Here is a 21363-nt window from a genome sequence, read left to right as displayed (position 1 = left end):
CGTGAAACGGCATGCGGCGGCGGGCCAGGGAGCGAAATCTGCAATGCGATGCGCCGGGCACCACGATAGCCGGTCGATTCCGGCTGCGGACGCCATCTGACCTGCGGATCAAGTCATCCCACGTCGATGACGCCGACCATTCGACCGTAACGACCCGGGCGCCGGGTGTCCACTCATGGACGGTCGCTCTTCCGGACGGATCCATCGCCCGGAAATACCGGCGTGGGAATTCCGGTGCCCACGGCGATGATTCCGGCGCGGCAGCCGCCTTTGTGCCCGTTGCCCTTTCGGCGCGGCGGACGCGGGCGAATACACCGCGTCCGCCCCTTTCGCTCGCGCTCCTCAGTCGTTCCGGCGCGGGTCGACGCCGGCGCGCAGCAGCCCGTACGCGTACGCGTCCTCCAGGGCCTGCCACGAGGCGGCGATGACGTTCTCGCCGACGCCCACGGTGGACCACTCGGTGCTGCCGTCGGTGGTGGAGACCAGCACTCGCGTGATCGACTCGGTGCCGTGCTTGCCCTCCAGGATGCGGACCTTGTAGTCGACCAGCTCCAGCTTCGCCAGCTGCGGGTAGGTGCGCTCCAGGGCGACGCGCAGCGCGCGGTCCAGCGCGTTGACCGGGCCGTTGCCCTCGGCGGTGGCGACGATGCGCTGGCCGTCGGCCCACACCTTGACCGTCGCCTCGTTGGCGTGGGTGCCGTCGGGGCGGTCCTCGACGATGGCGCGCCAGGACTCGACCCGGAAGTAGTGCAGCGGGCGGCCCTCCACCTCCTCGCGCAGCAGGAGTTCGAAGGAGGCGTCGGCGGCCTCGTAGGTGTAGCCGGCGAGTTCACGCTCCTTGACGCGCTCCACGACCCGGCCGATCAGCTCGCGGTCGTCGCCGAGGTCGATGCCGAGTTCCTTGCCCTTGAGCTCGACCGAGGCGCGGCCCGCCATGTCGGAGACCAGCATGCGCATGGTGTTGCCGACGAGTTCCGGGTCGATGTGCTGGTAGAGGTCGGGGTCGACCTTGATCGCGGAGGCGTGCAGCCCGGCCTTGTGGGCGAAGGCGGAGATCCCCACGTACGGCTGATGGGTGGAGGGCGTGAGGTTGACGACCTCGGCGATGACGTGCGAGATGCGGGTCATCTCGGCGAGGGTGCCGGGGGGCAGGACCTTGCGCCCGTACTTGAGCTCCAGCGCCGCCACGACCGGGAAGAGGTTGGCGTTGCCGACCCGCTCGCCGTAACCGTTCGCGGTGCACTGCACATGGGTGGCGCCCGCGTCGACGGCGGCCAGGGTGTTGGCGACGGCGCAGCCGGTGTCGTCCTGCGCGTGGATCCCCAGGCGGGCGCCGGTGTCGGCGAGCACGGTGCGGACCACGGCGGTGATCTGGGCGGGCAGCATGCCGCCGTTGGTGTCGCACAGGACGACCACGTCGGCCCCGGCCTCGTGGGCGGCGCGCACGACCTCCTTGGCGTACGCCGGGTTGGCCTTGTAGCCGTCGAAGAAGTGCTCGCAGTCGACGAAGACCCGGCGGCCCTGGGAACGCAGATGGGAGACGGTGTCCCGGACCATCTCCAGGTTCTCCTCGAGGGTGGTGCGCAGAGCCAGCTCGACATGGCGGTCGTGGGACTTGGCGACCAGGGTGATGACCGGGGCGCCCGACTCCAGCAGCGCCTTGACCTGCGGATCCTCGGCGGCGCTGCCTCCGGCGCGGCGGGTGGCGCCGAACGCCACCAGTTGGGCGTGCCGCAGGTCCAGCTCGGCGGCGGCACGGGCGAAGAACTCGGTGTCGCGCGGGTTGGCGCCGGGCCAGCCGCCCTCGATGAAGCCCACCCCGAAGTCGTCCAGGTGCCGGGCGATCGTCAGCTTGTCGGCGACGGTGAGGTTGATGCCCTCGCGCTGCGCGCCGTCGCGCAGCGTGGTGTCGAAGACGTGGAAGCTGTCGTCCAGTACGGCCGTCATGGTTTGTTCCAACTCCTGTCGGGTGAGTGGTTCCGGAAGACCGGGCTCCACTTGCCCCCATCATCCCTCGCGCTGCGCCGCCTCCGGCGCGGGTGGGCCGGGAAACGAAAAAACCTCTCGCGGGTGCGAGAGGTCTGCGCGCGGGTCTGGGACACGGTGATCGCTTCCGCGAAGGTCTGCGGTGAGCGGTCACTGAGGACCGGCGCGCCTGCTGCCGATAATCATGGCGAACGAGGGCACATCGGCAGTCTGCCACAGGACCCGCGGACGTGGGACACGGTCTCATGATGCGGTCACCTGCCCGGTGGCCGTGAGGAACGCCCTGTTCAGGCCCCGGGCGCCGGACTGAGCCGGTCAGCCGGCGGACGCGGGGGTGAGCGACTCGTCCAGGAACTCCCTGACGTGCCCCAGCGCCTGCTCCCGGTCCATCCCGGGCAGCCCGATGACCAGAGGCACGCCGAAGCCGTCCAGCAGGGCCCGCAGCCGTACCGTGAAGCGCTCCGGGTCCAGCGGCCGGAAGTCGCCGCGCGAGATGCCCTCGGCGAGCAGGGCGACCAGGTCGCGGTGCCAGACCAGTTCGAGGTCGAGCTGGCGGCGCAGCACCTCCTCGGCGGCGGTCGTCCTGTTCCAGATCTCGGACCAGAGCGTCCAGCGCGGATCGCGGCGCCCGTCGGGGAGGTAGAGGTCGATGACCGCGTCGAGCCGCTCGCGGGGGGCGGCGGGACCGCCCAGCACCCGCCTGCGCTCGGCGGCGAGCTGCTCCTCGCTCCACTCGAGGGTCTGCAGCAGCAGCTCGTCCTTGCTGCCGAAGTAGTAGAGGATGTGGCCGCTGCTCATGCCGACCTGCCGGCCGAGGCCCGCGATGGTCAGCTCGGCCAGCCCGCGTTCGGCGATGGTCGCCATGGCGGCGGCCATCACGTCCTCGCGGGGCTGCTTGAGCCGCCGCCGCGGACGGGCGGATCCGGTCACTGTTCCTCCGGAGACGGTGGGGCGGTCACACCCGGGGCTGCTGCTGGGTGATGCAATGAATACCACCACCGTGGGCGAAGATCGTACGAGCGTCCACCAGGACCACCTCGCGGTCCGGGAAGAGCCGCTGGAAGATCTTCTGGTTGACCTCGTCGGCGGGGTCGCCGAAGGCACAGAGGATCACGGCGCCGTTGCAGAGGTAATGGTTGACGTAGGAGTAGTCGACCGGCTCGCCGTCCACCTCCCGGATGCCGGGAGCGGGCAGCTCGACGACCTCCAGCGGCCGGCCCCGGGCGTCGGTCGCGGTCCGCAGCAGGGACACGACCTCCCGCGAGACCGCGTGGTCGGGGTGGCCCGGGTCCTGCTGGCTGTGGACGGCGACCACGCCGGGGCGGACGAAGGCCGCGACGATGTCGACGTGCCCGCGCGTGCCGAAGCGGCCGTAGTCGGCGGTGAGGCCCCGGGGCAGCCAGATCGCCTTGCGGGTACCCAGGAAGGCGTGGATCTCGGCCTCCGCACGCTCCCGCGTCCAGCCCGGGTTACGGCCCGGGTCGAGCTGCACGGTCTCGGTGAGCAGCACGGTGCCCTCGCCGTCCACGTGGAGGCCGCCGCCCTCGTTCACGAAGGACGTGCCGTAGCGCGCGGCCCCGGCCCGGTCGGCGACGAAGGAGCCGATCCTCGCGTCCCGCTCCCAGGAGGCCCACTCCTGGGCGCCCCAGCCGTTGAACGTCCAGTCGGCGGCCGCGAGCCCGCCGGCGCCGGTGAGGAAGGTCGGGCCCATGTCGCGCATCCAGGCGTCGTCCAGCGGCGCCTCGGCGACGGTGACGTCCGCGCCGTCGAAGCCGAGCAGCTCCCGGGCGCCCACGGCGTCCTCGGGCCGGGCCACGACGGTCACCGGTTCGAAGCGGGCGATCGTCCGGGCCACCGCCGCCCAGGCCGCGCGGGAGCCGGCGAGGTCCTCCGCGCCGTCGAAGGTCACGCTGGGCGAGGGCCACGCCATCCACGTGCGGGTGTGCGGGGCCCACTCGGGGGGCATCGCGTAGCCGTCGGCGGCGGGGTGGTGGTGCATGGTGCTGGTCCTTGTCACAAGAAGTAGAGGCGGCTGAGCGACACCTGTTCCGCGGGCTCGGAGCGCAGGGGGTCGCCGTCGAGGGTGACCAGCCCCGTCCCGCCGTCCACGTCCACGCGCCCGGTACGGGAGTTGAGGACGAGATCGGCCGGTCCGATGCCGCGGGTGCCGCGCACGGCGACGCGGCGGCGCCGGGTGGGCATCCGGTCCTTCTCCAGCTCCAGGGCGGGCCGGGCCACGAACGCCACCGACAGATCGGCGGCGGTGGCGCCGTGGGCCCCGAACAGCGGGCCGAGGACGAGGGGTTCACAGGTGTCGGTGGCGGCGTTGGGATCGCCGGTGACGCCGTAGGCGGGGAAGCCGGACTTGAGCACCATCTGCGGTTTGGCGCCGAAGTACTGCGGCCGCCAGAGCACGATGTCGGCGAGCTTGCCCACCTCGATCGAGCCGATCTCGTGGGCGAGGCCGTGGGCAATCGCCGGGTTGATGGTGAGCTTGGCGATGTACCGCAGCACGCGGGCGTTGTCGTCGTGCGGGCCGTCCCCTTCCAGGGGGCCGAACTCGGCCTTCATCTTCCCGGCCATCGCGAAGGTGCGGCGCACGGTCTCCCCGGCGCGGCCCATGCCCTGCGCGTCGGAGGAGGTGATCCCGATCGCCCCCAGGTCGTGCAGCACGTCCTCCGCGCCCATCGTCCCGGCGCGGATGCGGTCGCGGGCCATCGCCGCGTCGCCCGGCAGGTCCGGCTTGAGGTCGTGGACGGAGACGATCATCCCGTAGTGCTCGCCGACCGCGTCCCGGCCGAAGGGCAGCGTGGGGTTGGTGGACGAGCCGATGACGTTGGGCACGCCCGCCATCTTCAGGACGTTGGGGACGTGCCCGCCGCCGCAGCCCTCGATGTGGAAGGCGTGGATCGTGCGGCCTTCCAGCACGCGGAGGGTGTCCTCGACGGACAGGCACTCGTTCAGGCCGTCGCTGTGCAGGGCGACCTGCACGTCGTACTCCTCGGCGACCCGCAGCGCGGTGTCCAGGGCTCGGGTGTGCGCGCCCATGTCCTCGTGGACCTTGAAGCCGGACGCCCCGCCCTCGGCGAGCGCCTCGACCAGAGGTGCCGGGTCGGAGGACGAACCACGGCCGAGGAAGCCGATGTTGACGGGCCACGCGTCGAAGGAGTTGAACGCGTGCCGCAGCGCCCACGGCGAGTTGACCCCGACGCCCCAGACGGGCCCGAACTCCTGGCCGATGATCGTGGTCACGCCGGAGGCGAGCGAGGCCTCCATGATGCGCGGGGACAGCAGGTGGACATGGGTGTCCACGGCGCCGGCGGTGGCGATCAGCCCCTCGCCGGACACGATCGAGGTGCCCGTGCCGACCACGACGTCCACCCCGTCGAGCGTGTCGGGGTTGCCGGCCCGGCCGATGGCGTGGATGCGGCCCTCGCGGATCCCGACGGACACCTTGCGGATGCCGACGGCCGCGTCGATGACCAGCACGTTGCTGATCACCACGTCGCAGGTCTCGCGGACGGCGGCGGCCTTCAGCGCCAGCCCGTCGCGGGCGGTCTTCCCGAATCCGGCGAGGAACTCGTCGCCGGGCCGCTGCGAGTCCGACTCGACGCGGACCACCAGGCCCGAGTCGCCCAGCCGGACCCGGTCCCCGGCGCGCGGGCCGTGGACGGCGGCGTACTCGTACGGATCGATGCTCATCGGTCGGCTCCCAGGTACCCGCACGCGGCGGCTCGCCGCAGCGCCTCCTCCTTGGCACCGGGCGCGTCGAGCGGACCGTCGACGAGCCCGGCGAAGCCGATCGCCACGCGGTCGCCGCCGATCGGGACCAGCCCGACCTCGCGCTCCTCCCCCGGGCCGAAGCGCACCGACGATCCGGCCAGGACGTTCAGCCGCATGCCGTACGCCGCCGGACGGTCGAAGTCCAGCCGCGGATTGACCTCGAAGAAGTGGAAGTGCGAGGTCACGCTGACCGGCACGGAGGCGGTGTTGCGCACGGTCACGACCGCCTCCGAGGGCCGCTCGGGATACGCGGGGCCGGGCAGCACGGCGCCGGGGGCGTCCTCCCCCAGCGAGCCTCCGCCGATCGGGTCGGAGACCACGGCCAGCCGCGAGCCGTCGTCGAAGACGGCCTCGACGTGGATCTCGGTGACGACGTCCGCCACGCCGGGCAGCACATCGCCGGGGCCGAGCACGGCACGGCCGGCCTCGACGGCCTCCGCGAGGCGCGCGCCGTCCCGGGCGGCCTCGCAGACCGCGTCGGCGATCAGGGCGGTGGCCTCGGGCACATTGAGCCGAAGACCGCGGGCCCGGCGCGCCCGCGCCAGCTCGGCGGCGCCGAACAGCAGCAGCCGGTCCCGCTCGGTCGGGGTGAGCCTCACGCCTCCGCACCTCCCACATCGATCACCGTTTAGAACATCACTCTAAACCCGAAAGACACCCTTGGGAAGTATTTACCTGGCACAGCGGTCGGGAGAAATTGAATGGCGTTCTAACTTCTCCGGCACGGCAAGGGAGCCCGCCATGCAGATCGAACAACGCGGAGTGGACACCGTCCCGGACGGCGAACGGACGAGTCGCCCCCGCGATCTGGTCAGCATCCTGCTGGGTTCCAACCTCGCGCTCGGCGTGATCGTCTTCGGCTGGCTGCCGGTCTCGTTCGGCCTCGGCTGGTGGGCCTCCTTCACGTCGCTCCTCGTGGGGACCGCGGTCGGCACCCTGCTGGTCGCCCCGCTCACCCTGGTCTCCCTGCGCACCGCGACCAACCTCTCCACGAGCAGCGGGGCCCACTTCGGCGTGCGCGGCCGGCTCCTCGGTTCGGTCATCGGCCTGCTGCTGTCCCTCGGCTACACCGCGTTGACCCTGTGGGTCGGCGGCGACGCGGTCGTCGGCTGCCTGAACCGGCTCACCGGACTCCCTGCCGGAGGCTGGAGCTACGCCGTCGTCTACGCCCTGCTGGCGGCCTGCACCGCCACGTCGGCCGTCTTCGGCTACCGGATGCTGCTCCGGCTCAGCCGTGCCCTGTCCGTCGGGCTGACGGTGCTGCTGGCCATCGGGGTCTTTGCGTACGCGGGGGACTTCACCACGGCCGCGCCCTCCGGCACGGCATACCTGCTCGGCGGCTTCTGGCCGACCTGGCTGCTCGCCACGGTCTCGGCGGGCCTGAGCGGCCCCATCGCCTTCATCACCCTGCTCGGCGACTACACGCGCTACATATCGCCGCGCCGGTTCTCCCAGCCGCGGGTCTTCGGCGCCACCTGCGCCGGACTCGTCGCCGGGCTGCTCGTGCCGCAGCTCTTCGGCACCTTCACCGCACTCGCGGTCGGCGCCGGCGAGGACTACGCCGGGCCGCTGGTGGCCGCGACTCCCGCCTGGTACCTGGCGCTGCTGCTGGTCAACGCCTCGGCGGGCTCGGTGGGCAACGCCGGGCTGATGCTCTACAGCATGGGCCTGGACCTGGACGCGATCCTGCCCCGGGCGACCCGCACGCAGGCCACGTATGCGGTGGCCGCGGTCTCCACGGCGCTGGTCTACCTGGGGCACTTCACATGGGCCGCGCAGGAGGCGATGACCTCGTTCGTCCTGCTGCTCACCGCCGTGGGCACCCCGTGGGCGGTCATCACCCTCATCGGATTCGCACGGAGCCGGGGGCGCTACGACGCCGACGCGCTGCAGGTCTACAACCGGCGCAGCCGAGGCGGCCTGTACTGGTACCGCGGCGGCTGGAATGTGCGGGCGGCCGCCGCCTGGGCGGCGGGATCCGTTGTCGGGCTGCTCGCGGTCGACACCCCGGCGTACAGCGGGCCCCTGCTGGACGCGACCGGCGGGATCGATCTGAGCTTCCTGATATCCGGTGCCGTCACCGCAGCGGTGTACCTCGCTCTCCACGTGGGCCGCCCGCACCCCGTGCCGGCGGACACCCCGGAACGGATCGCCGTCCCGGTGTGAGAGGTGCCGCCGTAAGGGGTGCCGCTCCCCGCCGACCGGCGGCGGTGCGCGGCGCCGCCCGTGCGCGTGCTCGGCGCGGCGCCGCCGGAAGGTGCGTCAGCCGCCCAGCGGGTGCATCCAGCCGTGGGTGTCGGGAGCCTGACCGGTCTGGATGTCCAGCAGCGCCTTGCGGAGCTTCATGGTGACCTCGCCGGGCCGGCCGTCGGCCACCGTCCAGTCCGCCCGGGTGGACTTCACGGAGCCGACCGGGGTGATCACGGCGGCGGTCCCGCAGGCGAAGACCTCGGTCAGCGACCCGTCGGCGTTGCCGTTCTTCCAGTCGTCCACGGAGAGGCGGCCTTCGCTCACCTCGTATCCCAAGTCGGCCGCGATCCGCAGCAGGGAGGCCCGGGTGATGCCCGGGAGGAGGGAGCCGGTGAGCTCGGGCGTGACGATCCTGTCCCCGTACACGAAGTACAGGTTCATGCCGCCCATCTCCTCGATCCAGCGGCGCTCGATCGCGTCGAGCCACACGACCTGGTCGCAGCCGTGCTCGATGGCCTGGGCCTGCGCGACCAGGGACGCCGCGTAGTTGCCGCCCGCCTTCGCGGCGCCGGTGCCGCCGGGCGCGGCACGGACGTACTCCTCGGAGAGCCACACGGAGACCGGCTTGACGCCGCCGGAGAAGTAGGCGCCGGCCGGGGAGGCGATCACCATGAACAGGTACTCGTTGGCCGGCTTGACGCCGAGGCCGACCTCGGTGGCGAACATGAAGGGCCGCAGGTAGAGCGACTGCTCGCCCTGGCTGGGCACCCACTCCTTGTCCTGCGCGACGAGCGCGTCGACGGCGGCGATGAAGGTCTCGACGGGCAGTTCGGGCATGGCCAGGCGGCGGGCGGAGGCCTGGAAGCGCTCGGCGTTGGCCTCGGGACGGAAGGTGGCGACCGAGCCGTCGGGCTGGCGGTAGGCCTTGAGCCCCTCGAAGATCGTCTGCGCGTAGTGCAGCGTCATGTTGGCCGGGTCGATGGAGAGCGGCGCGTACGGGACGAGCTCGGCGTCGTGCCAGCCGCGGCCCTCGGTCCAGCGGATCGTCACCATGTGGTCGGTGAAGTGGCGGCCGAAACCCGGGCTGGCGAGGATCGCCTCACGCTGCGCGGCGGGCAGCGGGTGCGAGGAGGGCTTGAGCTCGATCGTGGGCGTCGTCATGTGTCGTGTCCTTCGCGTCAAGGTCAGGGCGGACCGCACCCGCCGTCCCCAGGTGCTAGGACGTCCGAGTTTCCCCTCGCACAGCGGCCCCACCGCCGATTATCGCAGCGGCGGGGCCGTGGACATACATGTGCGGCCCGAGAGGTCAGGGTCAGTCGTGGAACGGTGGCTGACCGGCCGGGCCGACTGGCGTGGGTAACCCGGCGGTCAGCCGGCTACTCGCGCAGCGAGCGCGTCGCCGGTCTCACCGGTGCTGCGCGTCCCGGAACGCTCGGCGAGGTCCGCGGCGACCGCGGCCTCGACGCGCTCGGCCTCGGCGATGTAGCCGAGGTGCCGCAGCAGCATGCCGACGGACAGCACGGTCGCGGTCGGGTCGGCCTTGCCCTGGCCCGCGATGTCCGGGGCGGAGCCGTGGACCGGCTCGAACATCGACGGGAACTCGCCGCTCGGGTTGATGTTGCCGCTGGCCGCGAGGCCGATGCCACCGGTCACGGCGGCGGCGAGGTCGGTCAGGATGTCGCCGAAGAGGTTGTCGGTGACGATCACGTCGAAGCGCTCGGGCTGGGTGACGAAGAAGATCGTCGCCGCGTCCACGTGCAGGTAGTCGGTGGTGACCTCGGGGTACTCCTCGCCGACCCGGTCGAAGATGTTCTTCCAGAGGTGTCCGGCGTACACGAGGACGTTGTTCTTGTGGACCAGCGTGAGCTTCTTGCGCGGACGCGCCTGCGCGCGGGCGTAGGCGTCGCGGACCACGCGCTCGATGCCGAACGCGGTGTTGAGGCTGACCTCGGTGGCCACCTCGTGCGGCGTACCCGTGCGCAGGGAGCCGCCGTTGCCGACGTAGGGACCCTCGGTGCCCTCGCGGACGACGACGAAGTCGATGCTCGGGTCCCCGGCCAGCGGGCCCTTCACGCTCGGGAAGAGCCGGGAGGGCCGCAGGTTGACGTGGTGGTCGAAGGCGAAGCGCAGCTTCAGCAGCAGCCCGCGCTCCAGGACGCCGGAGGGCACCGACGGGTCGCCGACCGCGCCCAGCAGGATCGCGTCATGGACCTTGAGCTGTTCCAGCTCGGCGTCCGGCAGGGTCTCGCCGGTCTCGTGCCAGCGCTTGGCGCCGAGGCTGTACTCCTTGGTCTCCAGCTTCACGTCCTCCGGAAGGACGGCGGACAGGACCTTGAGACCCTCGGCCACCACTTCCTGGCCGATTCCGTCGCCGGGGATCACTGCGAGACTGATGCTGCGAGACATGGCGAGAACCCTACTCTCCCGTCCATGGAATGACACACGATGTCCGCATGGCGGACACTCCGCCGTCCCGTCGGACGCTGTTCACCCGTCTGACCGTGCTGAGTTGGCGGGGGCCGGGAATTCCCCATCCATGGACACTCCACGGATGGGCATCGACGAGCACCTCGCCGGCCGTATGAGCATGGCGGAGCAGCACGCCTACCTGAGGGAGCGGCACTCCCGCAGGCGGGTGATCCGCGGCGGCGTGGCGGCGGCCGGGATCGTCGCCGGAGCCGGTGTGCTGGGCCCGTCCGCCTACGCCGGAAGGGAGGGCGCCGCGGCGCCCGCGCGCTTCCCCGAGGTGCTCGCCCCGCCCGCGGCGGCCCATGTGGACGGTTCGCTGGTGGCCCCGTTCGGCCGGCACCTGGCCTTCGGAGCCGACCCCGGGACCCAGATGCGCGTCTCCTGGCAGGTACCGCTGCCGGTGCGGCGGCCGTTCGTGAGGGTGGGGCTGCGGCCCTGGGACCTCGGTCTGCGGATCGAGGCCGAGGTGCGTCCGCTGCACACGCCCGCGCTCGGCAAGGAACTGCCCGCGGTGGACCAGTACTACCTGCACGCGGCGCTCGACGGGCTGCGCCCCGGCACCACGTACTACTACGGCGTCGGCCACCAGGGTTTCGACCCCGCGTCGGCGGCCGCCTACGCCACCGTCGGTTCCTTCACCACCGCCCCGGTCCCCGGGCAGCGTCGGCCCTTCGTCTTCACGGCCTTCGGCGACCAGGGCGTCAGCTACCACGCGCTCGCCAACGACAGCCTGATCCTGGCTCAGAACCCGGCGTTCCATCTCCACGCGGGTGACATCTGCTACGCCGACGACTCCGGCCAGGGCGAGGAGGGCGACAGCTACGACGCCCGCACCTGGGACCAGTTCCTCGCCCAGACCGAGAGCGTCGCCTCACGGGTCCCGTGGATGGTCGCGGTCGGCAACCACGACATGGAGGCCTGGTACTCCCCCAGCGGCTACGGAGGTCAGGAGGCCCGCTGGTCGCTGCCGGTCAACGGCCCGGACCCGGCCCGGCTCCCCGGCGCCTACTCCTTCACCTACGGCAACGTGGCCGTCGTGGCCCTGGACGCCAACGACGTGTCCTACGAGATCCCCGCCAATCGCGGGATCAGCGGCGGCCGGCAGACCGCCTGGCTGGACAGGCGCCTGGGCGAACTGCGCGCCCGGCGCGACATCGACTTCGTCGTCGTCTTCTTCCACCACTGCGCCTACTCGACCACCAGCGCGCACGCCTCCGAGGGCGGGGTGCGCGAGGCCTGGGTGCCCCTTTTCGAGCAGCACCGCGTCGACCTGGTGGTGAACGGGCACAACCACGTCTACGAGCGCACCGACGCGGTGCGGCGCGGTGCCGTCGGCGCGGAGGTTCCGATCGGGGCGACCACCGACCCCGAGCGGGACGGCATCGTCTACGTCACGGCGGGCGGCGCGGGCAGGGCCCTCTACAGCTTCCCCGTGCCGGACAGTTACGAGGGCCACGTCAAGGATCTGGACAGCGTGGACACCTATCACTGGGTGAAGGGCGCCCGGAAGGCCACCGAGACGGTGGAGTGGTCACGCGTCCGCTACACGGGCTACTCGTTCCTGGCCGTGGAGTCGCAGCCCGCGCCGTCCGGCCGAACGGCGCGGCTGCTCGTGTCCGCGCTCGCCGAGAGCGGCGAGCGGATCGATCACTTCACCATCGCGCGGACGGCCAGGTAGGCGAGGCGGCGCAGACGGCGGATGGGGCGGGGCACGGAAGCGCCGCTCAACGCGGCTCGTGTCCGGTCGACCCGCCGTTGTCACGGCGGTCCAGGGCGCGCTGCAGGGCTTCGGCGGCGTTCTTGCGGGCGGTCTCGTCCATGGTGAACAGCTCCCAAAGAAGAAGAGGAGGGTTGCGTCGCCATAGAACGGGGCGGGGAGCGGCGCTGCAGGGGGTGACCTGCGAATGGTGCGCGGCTCTCGTCCGCCGGTCGCTGGTGGAGCGAGACGTTCGGCTCCTACAAAGCTAGGACAGCCGGGCCGATCTGTCTCCACAATTACTCGGACTTCCTACTATCTGAGACGGCGAAGGCCCGGCACCCCGCGGAATCGGGGGTACCGGGCCCTGCCCCTTGCGGGCTCGTCCGGGTGACGCGGAGGTCAGCCCATGTGCGGGTAGCGGTAGTCGGTCGGGGGCACCAGGGCCTCCTTGATCGACCGGGTCGACGTCCAGCGCATGAGGTTCTGCGCGGCACCCGCCTTGTCGTTGGTGCCGGAGGCGCGGCCGCCGCCGAACGGCTGCTGGCCGACCACGGCACCGGTGGACTTGTCGTTGATGTAGAAGTTGCCCGCGGCGAAGCGCAGCTTCTCCATGACGTGGGCGACGGCCGCGCGGTCACGGGAGACGACCGAGCCGGTCAGCGCGTAGGCGGCGACCGATTCCATCTGGGCGAGCATCGCCTCGAAGGCGCCCTCGTCCGCGTCGTCGTAGACGTGCACACCCAGGACCGGGCCGAAGTACTCCTCGCGGAAGATCTCGTTCTCCGGGTCGGAGGAGACCAGCACGGTCGGCCGGACGAAGTAGCCGACGCTGTCGTCGTAGGTGCCGCCGGCGACGACCTCGACGGTCGGGTCGGCCTTGGCACGGTCGATGGCGGCCTTGTTCTTGGCGAACGCGCGGTCGTCGATCACGGCGCCGATGAAGTTCGACAGGTCGGTGACGTCACCCATGGTGAGGCCGTCGACCTCGGCCGCGAACTCCTCCTTGAAGCCGTTCTCCCACAGCGAGCGCGGGATGTAGGCGCGGGAGGTCGCCGAGCACTTCTGGCCCTGGTACTCGAAGGCGCCGCGGGTCAGCGCGGTCTTCAGCACCGCCGGGTCGGCCGACGGGTGGGCGACGACGAAGTCCTTGCCGCCGGTCTCGCCGACGATCCGCGGGTAGCTGCGGTACTTGTCGATGTTGTTGCCGACCGTCTTCCACAGGTGCTGGAAGGTGCGGGTGGAGCCGGTGAAGTGGATGCCGGCCAGGTCCGGGTGCTCCAAGGCGACCTCGGAGACGGCGATGCCGTCACCGGTGACCAGGTTGATGACGCCCTTGGGCAGCCCGGCCTCCTCCAGCAGCTCCATCAGCAGCACGGCGGCGTGCGTCTGGGTCGGGGACGGCTTCCAGACCACGACGTTGCCCATGAGCGCGGGAGCGGTCGGCAGGTTGCCCGCGATCGCGGTGAAGTTGAAGGGCGTGATCGCGTAGACGAAGCCCTCCAGCGGCCGGTGGTCGAGGCGGTTCCAGACGCCCGGGGAGTTGGCGATCGGCTGCTCGGCCAGGATCTGGCGGGCGAAGTGCACGTTGAAGCGCCAGAAGTCGACCAGCTCGCAGGGGCTGTCGATCTCGGCCTGCTGGGCGGTCTTGGACTGCCCGAGCATCGTGGAGGCGGCGATGGTCTCGCGCCAGGGGCCGGCCAGCAGGTCGGCGGCGCGCAGGATGATGGCGGCGCGGTCGTCGAAGGACATGGCGCGCCAGGCCGGGGCGGCGGTCAGCGCGGCGTCGATCGCGTCGCGGGCGTCGTCCTGGGTGGCGTTGGCGTAGGTGCCGAGGCGGGCGCCGTGGTTGTGCGGCTGCACGACGTCGAAGCGCTCGCCGCCGCCCATCCGCTTCGCGCCGCCGATGGTCATCGGCAGCTCGACCGGGTTCCCGGCCAGCTCCTTGAGCTTCGCCTCCAGCCGTGCCCGCTCCGGGCTCCCCGGGGCGTAGGAGTGCACCGGCTCGTTCACCGGGGCGGGGACCTGGGTCACAGCGTCCATGGAAGACATCTCCTTGTGTCCTTGTGGGGTCGGGGGCTCAGCGGGTGGGGAGGAAGGAGCGCAGGAAGAAGGCCAGGTTCGCCGGCCGCTCCGCGAGGCGCCGCATGAAGTACCCGTACCAGTCTGCGCCGTACGGGACGTAGATGCGCATGCGCTCGCCCTCGTCCGCCAGGCGCCGCTGCTCGGCGGTGCGGATGCCGTACAGCATCTGGAACTCGTACGAGCCCTGCTTGCGGCCGTGGCGCTGGGCCAGCTCCTGGCTGATGGAGATCAGCCGCGGGTCGTGGGAGCCGATCATCGGGTAGCCCTCGCCCGCCATCAGGATCTTCAGGCAGCGCACGTACGCGCGGTCGACCTCGGCCTTGTCCTGGTGGGCGACGGTGGCGGGCTCCTTGTAGGCACCCTTCACCAGGCGCACCCGGGAGCCGGCGACGGCGAGGTTGCGGGCGTCCTCCTCGGTGCGGAAGAGGTACGACTGCAGGACGGCGCCGGTGGCGGGGTGGCGGCGGCGCAGCTCGGCGAGGATCGCGAGGGTGGAGTCGACCGTGGTGTGGTCCTCCATGTCGAGCGTGACCGTCGTGCCGATCTCGCTCGCCAGGTCGGCGACGGGACGGACGTTCTCCAGCGCGATGTCGTGGCCGCCCTCGGGCAGGGCCTGCCCGAAGGCGGAGAGCTTGACGGAGACCTCGGCGCGGGCGCCCAGGCCCTCGTCCTTCAGGGCCTCCAGCAGACGCAGGTAGGCGTCGCGGGTCGCGAGCGCCGTCGCCTTGTCGGTGACGTCCTCGCCCAGATGGTCGAGGGTGACCTCCAGGCCGGACGAGGTAAGCGACCGCACGGTCTCCATGGCGGGCGCCAGTTCGTCACCCGCGATGAAGCGGTTCACCACGGGACGGGTGATCGGCGCGCCCGCGACGACGCGGCGCATACGGTCGCTGCGCGAGGCGGCGAGCAGCACGGGACCCAGCACGGTCTCCTCCTGGAAGAAGGGCTGCCCAGGGGGCAGGCAGCGTCGCCGTGAAATCTAGGATCCACCTACCCCGCCCGCCATCGACAGCTGTCACGCATCACGGCGGCATCCCTCATACAGATGTATGAGGGAGAATGGCGGCGTGCGTGGTGACTACCAGGAGCTGGTCGACGAGGTCTCGGCGCTGCTCGGCGCCCCCGCGACCCTGGAGGACCGCGACTTCCGGCTGATCGCCTTCGGCGCGCACGACAGCGACGACGACAGCGCCATGGACCCCGTGCGCACCCGGTCGATCCTCACCCGCCGCTCCACCGCCGAGGTCCGCTCCTGGTTCGAGCGGTTCGGCATCGCCCGCGCCACGGACCCGGTCCGCATCCCGGCCGCCCCGGACGCCGGGGTCTTCCGGCCCCGGCTGTGCCTGCCGGTGCGGCACGGCGGCGTCGTCCACGGCTATGTGTGGCTGCTGGACACCGCGGGGCACACCGACGCCCAGCTGACCGCCGCCATGGAGGTCGCGGCCCGCATCGGCGCGCTGCTGGCCGCCGAGTCCCGCTCGGGCGCCGACGCCGGCCGGGCGCTGGGCGAGCTGCTCGCCTCCGCCCCGGGGGCCGGACGGAACGCCGCGCGCGAGGCCCTGCGGGCGGCGCTGGGCCCGGACGCGGAGGAGGCCCACGCGCTGGTGTGCGTCCTGCCCTGGCCCGGTGGCGGGGAGGGCGAGGCACCGGGGCCGCGCACCGTGCCGGGCGCCGCCGCGCTGTGCGTGGCACCGCCGGGACCGGAGACCGCGGGCGAGGCGCACCGGGAGCCCGCCGCCGGCGCCCTCGCGGCGCTGGTACGGCTGCGCTCGGCGGCGATTCCCGGGCCCGCGCTGACGGCCGCGGCGCGGCTGCTGGAGGGCAACGGCAAGGCGGCGGACCCGGGGGCGCGAGCGGGCATCAGCGCCCCGCGCCAGGGACTGACAGAACTGCCCGACGCGTGGCACGAGGCCGTCGCGGCCGCCCGCGCGGCCCGCGCCCAGCCCAGGCTCGGGCGTACGGCGCAGTGGAGCGCGATCGGCCCGTACCGGATGCTGGCCGCGCTGCCCACCGCGGCGGTGGACCCCGCGGTACGCCCGCTGCTGGATCCGTCGCACGCCGACCTCGCACGCACCGCCGAGGTGTACCTCGACCGCGCGGGGCAGGCCGGTCGCGCCGCCGCCGAACTGCGAATACATCGTCAGACGCTCTACTACCGGCTGTCCCGCGTCGAGCGGCTGACCGGTCTCGACCTCGACGACGGGGAGGACCGGCTGCTGCTGCACATGGCCCTCAAGACAGCCGGGCTCGGGGACTGATGGGACTGTTGCCGACCCGAGGGGGCACAAGTAACGTGGCGCGAGGCCGAGGGGGGCTTGATCAGCACGCATAGGACGCGGGCGAACCGCGCGTCCGTCGCGAACACCGCGGATGGCGAAACAAGGGATCAGGAGCCGGTGACTCATTCCACGGAGGCCCACGGACGCGAACGCCCGGCGCTGTGGAGGACCTCGCCGACCGTCTCCGGCAGATCCCGCCCCGACCGCAGACTCGTCCTCGCCGGGCTGCTGCTGGTCCTGTCGCTGGCCGCGTTCACCGCGCTGTGCCTGTCGATGGCCGTGCCCATGGCCGACATGCAGGTGTACCGCGCCGAGGGCGCCGCCGTCGTGAACGGCACCGACCTGTACGGCTTCAGGGTCACCGAGTGGAACCTCCCCGCGACCTACCCGCCCTTCGCCGCCCTGCTCTTCGTGCCGACGACCTGGCTGCCCGTGCCGCTGCTGAAGGCGGCGTTCATGGGCGGCAACCTGCTGCTGCTCGGGCTGCTCGCGCACGTGTCCTGCCGGTCGACGGGATGGCCGCGCGCCCGCGGTTCGCGCTGGGTGGTGGTGATCCTGGCGATGGCCCTCGGGCTGTGGCTGGAGCCGGTCTTCCAGACGATGCTGTTCGGCCAGATCAACCTGCTGCTCACGGTGCTGGTGCTGTGGGATCTGAGCCGGCCGGACGGCGCGCGCGGCAAGGGCATCGCGATCGGCGTGGCCGCCGGGATCAAGCTCACCCCGGCGATCTTCGCCGTCTATCTGCTGCTCACCGGCCGCCGCAAGGAGGCCGCTGTCGCCGCCGCGGGCTTCGCCGGCACGGCGCTGCTCGGCGCGCTCGCGCTGCCCGGCGCGACGGTCGACTACTGGACCCGCTGCGTCTTCGAGACCGGCCGGATCGGCAAGGTCTGGATCGTCGACAACCAGTCGCTTCAGGGCCTGGTGGCCCGGGCGCTGCACACCGCCCACCCGGGTGCGGTGTGGGCGGTCACCGCGCTCGTCGTGGCCGGCGCGGGCCTCGCCGTCTCGGTGCGCGTGGGCCGGCTCGGCCGGGAAGCCTGGGGCGTGGTCTGCTGCGCGGTGACGGCGCTGCTCATCACCCCGATCAGCTGGTCGCACCACTGGGTGTGGTGCGTGCCGATGCTGATCCTGCTGGCCGCCGACGCGCCGCGCTGGGCGCTGCGGGCGGCCGCGGTGGTCTTCCTGGCGCGCACGCTGTGGATCGTGCCGAAGGACGGAGACCTCGATCTGCACCTGGCGTGGTGGCTGCAGCCGTTCGCCTCGCCCTACCCCGTGCTGGGCCTGGTCTTCCTCGCGGCGGTGGCGGTGCGCTTCCGGCCCTCCTCCGCCGCGATGGCGGCGCTGACGACGAAGGGGCGGCCGACCCGGATCGCCCGGGTCGGCCGCCCCCAGCGGAGCGAACCGGCCGTCAGTCCTCGAGATTGACCGCGCGGGCCGAGGTCGCGCCGATCTCCTCGGCGATCTCGGCCAGCACCGGCGCCGGGATGGCGGTGTCGACGGTCAGCGCCACCAGCGCCTCGCCGCCGGCCTGGTCACGGGCGACCTGCATGCCGGCGATGTTGACGCCGGCGTCGCCCAGGATGCGGCCGATGGTGCCGACGACACCGGGGCGGTCGGTGTAGCGCAGGAAACCCATGTGGTCGGCGAAGACCAGGTCGACGTCGTCGTCGCCGACGGCGACGATCTTCTGGATGTGCTTGGGGCCCGCCAGCGTGCCGGAGACGGCCACCTCGGTGCCGTCGGAGAGGGTGCCCCGGACGGTGACCAGGTTGCGGTGGTCGGGCGATTCGCTGCTGGTGGTGAGGCGGACCTCGACGCCGCGCTCCTGGGCGAAGAGCGGGGCGTTGACGTAGCTGACGGTCTCGTCGACGACGTCCTCGAAGACGCCCTTGAGGGCGGAGAGCTCCAGCACCTTCACATCGTGCTGGGTGATCTCGCCGCGCACCTCGACGTCGAGGCGGACCGCGACCTCGCCCGCGAGCGCGGTGAAGATCCGGCCGAGCTTCTCGGCGAGCGGCAGGCCCGGCCGGACGTCCTCGGCGATGACGCCGCCCTGGACGTTGACCGCGTCCGGCACCAGCTCGCCGGCGAGGGCGAGGCGCACGGAGCGGGCGACGGAGATGCCCGCCTTCTCCTGGGCCTCGTCGGTGGACGCGCCCAGGTGCGGGGTGGCCACCACGTTGTCGAACTGGAAGAGCGGCGAGTCGGTGCAGGGCTCCTTGGAGTACACGTCCAGGCCCGCGCCGCCGACCCGGCCCTCCTTGAGCGCCGCGAACAGCGCCTCCTCGTCGACGATCCCGCCGCGCGCGGCGTTGACGATGCGGACGTGCGGCTTGACCTTGCGCAGCGCCTCCTCGCCGATGAGCCCGACCGTCTCCGGGGTCTTGGGGAGGTGCACGGTGATGAAGTCGGAGACCTGCAGCAGCTCGTCGAGGCTGAGGATCTTCACGCCCATCTGGGCGGCGCGCGCGGGCTGGATGTAGGGGTCGTACGCGACGATCTTCATCCCGAAGGCCGACATGCGCTGGGCCACCAGGGCGCCGATGCGGCCGAGGCCGACCACGCCGAGGGTCTTCTCGGCGAGCTCGACGCCGGTGTACTTGTTGCGCTTCCACTCGCCCTGCTTCAGCGCCGCGTTCGCCGGGGCGATGTTGCGGGCGACCGAGATCAGCAGACCGCACGCGAGCTCGGCGGCGGTGACGATGTTGGAGGTCGGGGCGTTGACCACCATGACGCCGGCCTTGGTGGCGGCGGAGACGTCCACGTTGTCCAGGCCGACGCCCGCGCGGGCCACGACCTTCAGTTTCGAGGCGGCGGCGACGGCCTCGGCGTCCACCTTGGTGGCGCTGCGGATCAGGATGGCGTCGACGTCGGTGATCGCGCTCAGGAGTTCGGCTCGGTCCGCGCCGTTGCAGTGCCGGATCTCGAAGTCCGGACCGAGGGCGTCGACGGTGGCAGGCGACAGCTCTTCAGCGATGAGTACGACGGGGTTGCTCACGTGAGTCCTCACTAGTCCCTGGTCTACGGCCGCGTCCCGACGGCCGAAGGCGGTGGAGAGGGATGGCATGCCGCGTGGAAGACGCACGACGCTGTGAGCCTGACGCGCTTGTTAATGGAGTGTATCGGCGGCGGGCCCGACGTCCTGCGCCAACGTGGAAGGATCACCCGCACGAGGGTGTACGGCGTGGACAATGCGGCCGGTCCCGGGGGCGCGGCGCCCCCGGGACCGTCACGACCATGCTGCGGAGGGGCTTACGCCTCCTCGTCCACCCAGCTCATGAGCTTGCGGAGCTTCTTGCCGGTGGTCTCCAGCAGGTGGTTCTCGTCGGCCTTCTTGTACTCGTTGTACCGGGGCAGGCCGGCGTTGTACTCGGCGATCCAGTTGTTGGCGAAGGAGCCGTCCTGGATCTCGGCGAGGACCTTCTTCATCTCGGCCTTGGTGGCGTCGGTGATGATGCGCGGGCCGGTGACGTAGTCGCCCCACTCGGCGGTCTCGGAGATGGACCAGCGCATCTTCTCCAGGCCGCCCTCGTACATCAGGTCCACGATGAGCTTGAGCTCGTGCAGGCACTCGAAGTACGCGATCTCCGGCTGGTAGCCGGCCTCGGTCAGCGTCTCGAAACCGGCCTTGACCAGCGCCGCGGTACCACCGCAGAGCACCGCCTGCTCACCGAACAGGTCGGTCTCGGTCTCCTCGGTGAAGGTCGTCTTGATGACGCCCGCGCGGGTGCCGCCGATCGCCTTGGCGTAGGACAGGGCGAGCGCGAAACCGTTCCCGGTCGCGTCCTGCTCCACGGCCGCGATACACGGGACGCCGCGGCCCTCCTCGTACTGACGCCGCACCAGGTGACCCGGGCCCTTGGGGGCGACCATGCACACGTCGACACCGGCCGGGGGCTTGATGAAGCCGTAGCGGATGTTCAGGCCGTGGCCGAAGAACAGCGCGTCGCCGTCCTTCAGGTTGTCCTTGACGGACTCCTCGTAGACCTTGGCCTGGATCGGGTCCGGGACAAGGATCATGATGACGTCGGCCTCGGCCGCGGCCTCGGCCGGAGTGACCACACGCAGGCCCTGCTCCTCGGCCTTGGCCTTCGACTTCGAGCCCTCGTGCAGGCCGACGCGCACGTCGACGCCCGAGTCGCGCAGCGACAGCGCGTGGGCGTGGCCCTGGCTCCCGTAGCCGATGACCGCGACCTTGCGGCCCTGGATGATGGACAGGTCGGCGTCGTCGTCGTAGAACAGCTCGGCCACTTGGGATCTCTCCTTGGATCTGGCGGGTTGCCCACACACTACGTCTGCGGGCGGAATCACGTTTTACGGTCTCGCTATGCGGTCCGGTCGAGGGCGCGCAGGGAGCGGTCGGTGATCGAGCGGGCGCCGCGGCCGATCGCGATCGTGCCGGACTGGACGAGCTCCTTGATGCCGAAGGGCTCCAGCATCTTCAGCATGGCCTCGAGCTTGTCGGCGCCGCCGGTGGCCTCGATGGTGACCGCCTCGGGCGAGACGTCCACGGTCTTGGCGCGGAACAGCTGGACGATCTCGACGATCTGGGAGCGGGACTCGTTGTCGGCCCGCACCTTCACCAGAACGAGTTCCCGCTGAACGGCGGAGGACGGCTCCAGCTCGACGATCTTCAGCACGTTGACGAGCTTGTTGAGCTGCTTGGTGACCTGCTCCAGCGGGAGGTCCTCGATCACGTTGACCACGATCGTGATGCGGGAGATGTCGGGGTGCTCCGTGGTGCCCACGGCGAGGGAGTCGATGTTGAAGCCGCGGCGGGAGAACAGGGCGGTGATCCTGGCCAGGACGCCGGGCTTGTTCTCCACCAGGACGGAGAGCGTGTGCTTGGACATGTCGCGTCGTTCCTCTGCTTCT

Annotated in this window: 16 protein-coding genes; 4 read left to right on the top strand and 12 right to left on the bottom strand. The window is 71.5% G+C overall.

Translation table 11 applies throughout. From position 1 onward, the window contains the following. Window positions 1–342 precede the first annotated feature (342 nt). The 5 genes from cimA to ureA form a co-directional block, all read right to left on the bottom strand. The gene (gene cimA / locus AB0F62_RS05865) at window positions 343–1947 is read right to left on the bottom strand and encodes a citramalate synthase (RefSeq protein ID WP_361792603.1); all 1605 of its coding nucleotides are present in this window, start codon (window positions 1945–1947) and stop codon (window positions 343–345) included. A 354-nt stretch (window positions 1948–2301) separates the two neighbouring features. After that, on the bottom strand, window positions 2302–2916 hold the full coding sequence (locus tag AB0F62_RS05860) for a TetR/AcrR family transcriptional regulator (protein WP_361792601.1): 615 nt from the start codon (window positions 2914–2916) through the stop codon (window positions 2302–2304). Window positions 2917–2941: 25 nt separating this feature from the next. Then, entirely contained in the window at window positions 2942–3985 is a 1044-nt protein-coding gene (locus AB0F62_RS05855) for an agmatine deiminase family protein (RefSeq protein WP_361792599.1), read from the bottom strand. A gap of 14 nt (window positions 3986–3999) precedes the next feature. Next, a complete protein-coding gene (locus AB0F62_RS05850) occupies window positions 4000–5688 on the bottom strand; it encodes an urease subunit alpha (protein ID WP_361792597.1) in 1689 nt (562 codons plus the stop codon). After that, complete coding sequence (ureA, locus tag AB0F62_RS05845) at window positions 5685–6368, bottom strand: urease subunit gamma (protein ID WP_361792595.1); 684 nt, start codon at window positions 6366–6368, stop codon at window positions 5685–5687. Before ureA ends, AB0F62_RS05850 begins: the two co-directional genes overlap by 4 nt. 142 nt (window positions 6369–6510) lie before the next feature. On the opposite strand from ureA, the gene AB0F62_RS05840 reads away from it, so the two are divergent. Beyond that, complete coding sequence (locus AB0F62_RS05840; protein WP_361792593.1) at window positions 6511–7935, top strand: cytosine permease; 1425 nt, start codon at window positions 6511–6513, stop codon at window positions 7933–7935. A gap of 96 nt (window positions 7936–8031) precedes the next feature. On the opposite strand, the gene AB0F62_RS05835 is transcribed toward AB0F62_RS05840, so the two are convergent. Together AB0F62_RS05835 and AB0F62_RS05830 are read right to left on the bottom strand one after the other, a co-directional pair. Next, window positions 8032–9120: a branched-chain amino acid aminotransferase gene (locus tag AB0F62_RS05835; RefSeq protein ID WP_361792591.1), complete on the bottom strand. Its 1089-nt coding sequence runs from the start codon at window positions 9118–9120 to the stop codon at window positions 8032–8034. A gap of 207 nt (window positions 9121–9327) precedes the next feature. Beyond that, window positions 9328–10365, bottom strand: a complete 1038-nt coding sequence (locus AB0F62_RS05830) for a 3-isopropylmalate dehydrogenase (protein WP_361792589.1) — start codon at window positions 10363–10365, stop codon at window positions 9328–9330. 130 nt (window positions 10366–10495) lie between these two features. On the opposite strand from AB0F62_RS05830, the gene AB0F62_RS05825 reads away from it, so the two are divergent. Beyond that, window positions 10496–12106, top strand: coding sequence for a metallophosphoesterase family protein (locus tag AB0F62_RS05825; RefSeq protein ID WP_361792587.1), 1611 nt, complete (start codon window positions 10496–10498; stop codon window positions 12104–12106). A gap of 420 nt (window positions 12107–12526) precedes the next feature. Here the strand turns inward: AB0F62_RS05825 and pruA are convergent, their stop codons facing one another. Together pruA and AB0F62_RS05815 are read right to left on the bottom strand one after the other, a co-directional pair. Continuing rightward, window positions 12527–14167 (bottom strand): L-glutamate gamma-semialdehyde dehydrogenase, encoded by a 1641-nt coding sequence (pruA, locus tag AB0F62_RS05820; protein WP_361792585.1) that lies wholly within the window; start codon window positions 14165–14167, stop codon window positions 12527–12529. 37 nt (window positions 14168–14204) lie between these two features. Next, entirely contained in the window at window positions 14205–15134 is a 930-nt protein-coding gene (locus AB0F62_RS05815) for a proline dehydrogenase family protein (protein ID WP_361792583.1), read from the bottom strand. A 142-nt stretch (window positions 15135–15276) separates the two neighbouring features. Here AB0F62_RS05815 and AB0F62_RS05810 point away from each other — a divergent pair, with 142 nt between their 5' ends. Both AB0F62_RS05810 and AB0F62_RS05805 read left to right on the top strand, forming a co-directional pair. Then, window positions 15277–16467 (top strand): helix-turn-helix domain-containing protein, encoded by a 1191-nt coding sequence (locus tag AB0F62_RS05810; RefSeq protein WP_361792582.1) that lies wholly within the window; start codon window positions 15277–15279, stop codon window positions 16465–16467. 138 nt (window positions 16468–16605) lie between these two features. Next, the gene (locus tag AB0F62_RS05805) at window positions 16606–17913 is read left to right on the top strand and encodes a glycosyltransferase 87 family protein (protein WP_361792580.1); all 1308 of its coding nucleotides are present in this window, start codon (window positions 16606–16608) and stop codon (window positions 17911–17913) included. On the opposite strand, the gene serA is transcribed toward AB0F62_RS05805, so the two are convergent. The 3 genes from serA to ilvN form a co-directional block, all read right to left on the bottom strand. Next, window positions 17897–19486 (bottom strand): phosphoglycerate dehydrogenase, encoded by a 1590-nt coding sequence (gene serA / locus AB0F62_RS05800; protein ID WP_361792578.1) that lies wholly within the window; start codon window positions 19484–19486, stop codon window positions 17897–17899. The genes AB0F62_RS05805 and serA overlap by 17 nt on opposite strands. Before the next feature lie 254 nt (window positions 19487–19740). Continuing rightward, window positions 19741–20739, bottom strand: a complete 999-nt coding sequence (gene ilvC / locus AB0F62_RS05795) for a ketol-acid reductoisomerase (protein WP_361792577.1) — start codon at window positions 20737–20739, stop codon at window positions 19741–19743. A gap of 74 nt (window positions 20740–20813) precedes the next feature. Further along, window positions 20814–21341 carry an acetolactate synthase small subunit gene (ilvN, locus tag AB0F62_RS05790; protein ID WP_361792575.1) on the bottom strand — a complete coding sequence of 176 codons (528 nt, stop codon included), beginning with the start codon at window positions 21339–21341 and terminating at the stop codon, window positions 20814–20816. Window positions 21342–21363 lie beyond the last annotated feature (22 nt).

This window comes from Streptomyces sp. NPDC026673 (assembly GCF_040638135.1).
In the GTDB taxonomy this organism is placed as follows: domain Bacteria; phylum Actinomycetota; class Actinomycetes; order Streptomycetales; family Streptomycetaceae; genus Actinacidiphila.
This window is presented reverse-complemented; position numbering and strand designations above follow the sequence as displayed.

Coding starts and splice junctions, on each gene's coding strand:
- AB0F62_RS05840 (WP_361792593.1), top strand. CDS start 6,511: ATGCAGATCGAACAACGCGGAGTGGACACCGTCCCGGACGGCGAACGG.
- AB0F62_RS05830 (WP_361792589.1), bottom strand. CDS start 10,365: ATGTCTCGCAGCATCAGTCTCGCAGTGATCCCCGGCGACGGAATCGGC.
- ilvN (WP_361792575.1), bottom strand. CDS start 21,341: ATGTCCAAGCACACGCTCTCCGTCCTGGTGGAGAACAAGCCCGGCGTC.
- AB0F62_RS05850 (WP_361792597.1), bottom strand. CDS start 5,688: ATGAGCATCGATCCGTACGAGTACGCCGCCGTCCACGGCCCGCGCGCC.
- AB0F62_RS05855 (WP_361792599.1), bottom strand. CDS start 3,985: ATGCACCACCACCCCGCCGCCGACGGCTACGCGATGCCCCCCGAGTGG.
- cimA (WP_361792603.1), bottom strand. CDS start 1,947: ATGACGGCCGTACTGGACGACAGCTTCCACGTCTTCGACACCACGCTG.
- pruA (WP_361792585.1), bottom strand. CDS start 14,167: ATGGACGCTGTGACCCAGGTCCCCGCCCCGGTGAACGAGCCGGTGCAC.
- AB0F62_RS05835 (WP_361792591.1), bottom strand. CDS start 9,120: ATGACGACGCCCACGATCGAGCTCAAGCCCTCCTCGCACCCGCTGCCC.
- AB0F62_RS05825 (WP_361792587.1), top strand. CDS start 10,496: ATGGACACTCCACGGATGGGCATCGACGAGCACCTCGCCGGCCGTATG.